Raw genomic sequence first — 2955 nt, 5'->3', positions numbered from 1 at the left:
AATATCCCCTAGATGGTGACTCAAATTTTTAGCTAAGTCTAATTGGTCAAATAAAGCGGGGGTGGTATTGGCAGCTAAACTGAGGCCTTTTACCGCTGCTCCCAGATGGAGTAACCAAAACGCCAGCCAAGACCCCTTAAAGCCAGTATGACCCGTGATCAAGACCTTTTTGCCTGGCCAAAATGCTTTCTTTACCATATTTTCCATCTAGCTTGTCCAGTGTCATAAAGGTGATTGAGCATTTCCATTTCTCGATAAGTATCCATGCACTGCCAAAACCCTTCATGCTTATAGACGGCGAGTTCTCCTAAGGCGGCTAGGGTTCTGAGGGGTTGTGCCTCAAAAGTCGTCGCATCTCCCTCAATTAAATCCAAAACCTTGCGATTTAAGACAAAATACCCCCCATTAATCCATCCTTCAGCCGTTTGGGGCTTTTCTTGGAATTGAGTGACTAAATTACCCTCAATGATTAACTCGCCAAAGCGAGAAGAAGGACGAACCGCCGTCATCGTGGCTAATTTCCCATGGCAGTAATGGAAATCCAACAGATCCGCAATATTCACATCACAAACCCCATCCCCATAGGTGGCCAAAAAGATCTCACTTCCGCTTTGATCTATATAAGGGGTGAGACGTTTAAGACGACCTCCAGTCATGGTTTCCTGTCCCGTATCAATTAACCAAATACGCCAGTCTTCCTCCTCGTGTCCACTATCGAGTTTGGTCACTTTTTTATTGCCTAACTCTAAGAGGACATCACTTTGATTCCAATCATAGCTAAAGAAATAGTCCCGAATCATTTCCCCTTTATACCCTAGACAGAGCATAAAGTCAGTTAAGCCATAGTGGGCATAAGTTTTCATGATATGCCAAATAATCGGTCGATTTCCGATGGCAATCATCGGTTTGGGTCGAAATTCGGTTTCTTCCCGCAGTCGGGTTCCTTTGCCGCCACACAAGATAGCCACGGGAAGGTTAGACTTATAGTCCTTAACTGTTAAACTGACCGATTGTAAGTAGTCGTGCAAAATAAATTTCCTAGTGAAGAAAGGCAAAAGGCAAGAGGCAAGAGGCAAGGAGGGGGTTAGATATGTGTAATTAATTTTGCTTAGGTACTTATCACCATTAGATTATATAGTGAAGGGTCTTGAGAGTGACATCATCTTATCGAGGCAGTTTAACACGGGATTCCCGATTGTGTGCAATATCTGTCTAAAAAAATTTTTGTTGAGCGGGTGTGTCTAGTTTATTGCTAAACAGGCTCTTAAATCTTCTAGCAGTTATCTTCATGGTGAGGTACGAGGTTTTCCTTTTGGGGAGTCGGTCGTCGGCTGGCGATACTAAATCAGGTTATACTTCGTCTTGATCAGCAACTAGGACTAGAAATTCACGCTACCATGGGAAGATAAACATTCGGGGATACGGCCACGAAGCCACCAGACAATTTTAGGATAAAAATACCGACAATTATGGGGAAATCAAGCAATAAAGTCCGAGGAACGGCACTGATTTTAGGGATTCTAGCGATCGCCTTTGCCTTTTTCACTAGGATTGTCAGTATTTTTGAATACGTTACCTTCGATATCGGACCCGATCCCGATCAGATTAGCGGTGGTTATCTTTGGATGGATATGTGGAAAGGAAACTTTCCTCAATTGGGACCCGCGGGTGGGGGTGGAAAATATGGATTCGTAATTCCTCCCCTCTATGGTTATTTAGCATTTCCTTTGACAATTTTCGGTGCCGATCCCGAATTTCAAGTCCTTACCAATGGACTATTTTCTTTTCTATCGATTCCCCTCTTAATCTACTTTGTTTATCAACTTTTAGAAAATGTAGAACAAGATAAACGTCTTCTCCTGTCCAGTTTAGCAGGATTTTGGTATAGCACGATTTATGCGGACTATTTCATTAATAATTTTTCCTGGGCCCCTAGCCCAATACCCTTTTTTCTGCTCGTTTTTGCTTTACTCTATCGGTTCCAGATGGAAACGACTAAGCCGCTGCTCTATCAGGCTATAGCTTGGATATTCTTCGGGATTACTGTCGCTATATTGGTGAGTTTACACACCACCACGATGTTAATTATCCTAGTGACTTGTGTGATCGCCTGTCTATGGTTTGTTTATCGAAATCGCAAGAATACTCTTAAATGTCTTTTGCCTTTTCTATCGATTCTCTCCGCAAATCTCGCCTTGATTATGTATTGGAATAGTGAGATAGTTCGGAGATTTGCAAATACTAAAGGACTGATGAGAGCGCTCACGGAGAAGGGGGCGAGCGGTGAACCATCGAGCAATCTGTTCACTCGTATATTTAAAGCGATTTGGGAAACGGTTTATCTGGGTAATCAAGTATTTTTTTTGAATGACAAAATATCGATTTTCAATGTCGTAGTTTCGGTTATTTTTTTCGGCATTTCTCTATACATAGTCATCAAAAAATATCGAGGCAATAAAACACTGATCGGCTTTTTTGCGATCACTTGGATAATTTTTCTCTACGCTTCCTCTAATTATCCTGATGAGCATTTTTATTCCCATCGTAAAATCTTACTCTGGTTTGCTCCTATCCTCTTGGCGATCGCTAGTCTGGCCTATCTAAACTTTACTAAGACTTTCGACAGGATCCTCGGTCTAGTTCTAGCAATTATCATCGGCTATTCTATCGCAACTAATCTCTATTTCAATCAACGTTATCTTGCTAGTAAATACGGTTCCGAAAGACTCCTATCCGTGGCCGATACAGTGGAAATTATCAATCAGATTCCGGTCGGTTCAACCCTTTGTGATCCGGCCAAGAAAGGCAAAAGAAAAGAGCATGGTCAGTTTGACATCCTCGCCGCCGTAAAACGGACGGCGATTCCCAAACCTCACGATTTGGGTTTCTGCTTCTTTCCCTTGCGGGGTTCCGCACCTGCCTTAACAGATTTACTCTGTTCTGGTCTTATGGTCG

At 42.5% G+C, this 2955-nt stretch carries 2 protein-coding genes and 1 pseudogene; 1 reads left to right on the top strand and 2 read right to left on the bottom strand.

What is annotated here, in order from left to right:
* Both IQ242_RS21335 and rfbF read right to left on the bottom strand, forming a co-directional pair.
* Positions 1 to 207 (bottom strand): annotated as a pseudogene (locus IQ242_RS21335) (CDP-glucose 4,6-dehydratase); the annotation flags it as partial.
* On the bottom strand, positions 192 to 1028 hold the full coding sequence (rfbF, locus tag IQ242_RS21330) for a glucose-1-phosphate cytidylyltransferase (RefSeq protein WP_193961327.1): 837 nt from the start codon (positions 1026 to 1028) through the stop codon (positions 192 to 194). The gene rfbF and the pseudogene IQ242_RS21335, both read right to left, overlap by 16 nt.
* 441 nt (positions 1029 to 1469) lie before the next feature.
* Between rfbF and IQ242_RS21325 the strand changes: the two genes are divergently transcribed.
* Positions 1470 to 2955: hypothetical protein (locus tag IQ242_RS21325; RefSeq protein WP_228021134.1), on the top strand; the 1486-nt coding region annotated here is incomplete at its 3' end.

The sequence above is a fragment of the Microcystis sp. LEGE 08355 genome (genome assembly GCF_015207185.1).
GTDB classification, from domain to species: Bacteria; Cyanobacteriota; Cyanobacteriia; order Cyanobacteriales; family Microcystaceae; genus Microcystis; species Microcystis panniformis.
This window is presented reverse-complemented; position numbering and strand designations above follow the sequence as displayed.